General features: G+C 60.6%; 1 protein-coding gene. It reads left to right on the top strand.

Annotated features, from left to right (window positions below):
- Positions 1 to 14: 14 nt before the first annotated feature.
- Positions 15 to 657: isopeptide-forming domain-containing fimbrial protein (locus ACYP01_RS16860; RefSeq protein WP_459681355.1), on the top strand; the 643-nt coding region annotated here is incomplete at its 3' end.

Raw genomic sequence — 657 nt, forward strand, 5'->3', positions numbered from 1 at the left:
GCGAAACGAAGACGGTGACGTATTCGGTGAAGGTCAATGCCGATGTGGTCGGTGGGGTGTTCGTGAACAACTTCGTTGTTCCGGGTACGACTCCTCCGGTTGATCCTCCGGAGGTGTGTGATCCGGCGACGCAACTGTGCACGACGCATCCGGTGAAGGTTCCGGGGTTCACGGTCGCGAAGGCTGCGGATCCGGTGTCGGGTACCAATGTTGCTGCGGGTCAGACGATCACGTATACGGTGACCGGTTCCAACACGGGTAACACGACTCTTGATCCGGTGGTGTTGACCGATGATCTGTCGAAGGTTCTCGACAACGCGACGTTGGTGGACGGTTCGCTCAAGGCAACGGTCGACGGTGTCGACGCGACTGCTCCGACGCTGTCGGGCACCACGCTCTCGTGGACTGGTGTGCTCGAGGCCGGTAAGTCGGTTGTCCTGACCTATCAGGTGAAGATCAACGACGGTGTTGCCGGCGGGGTTCTGATCAACAACAAGGTCACCGGTACTGCGAAGCCGCCGACGGGTCCGGAGATCACTCCTCCGCCGGTGACGACCGAACACCCGGTGAAGGTTCCGGGGTTCACGGTCGCGAAGGCTGCGGATCCGGTGTCGGGTACCAATGTTGCTGCGGGTCAGACGATCACGTATACGGTGA

It is taken from the genome of Rhodococcus sp. no. 34, from assembly GCF_054589475.1.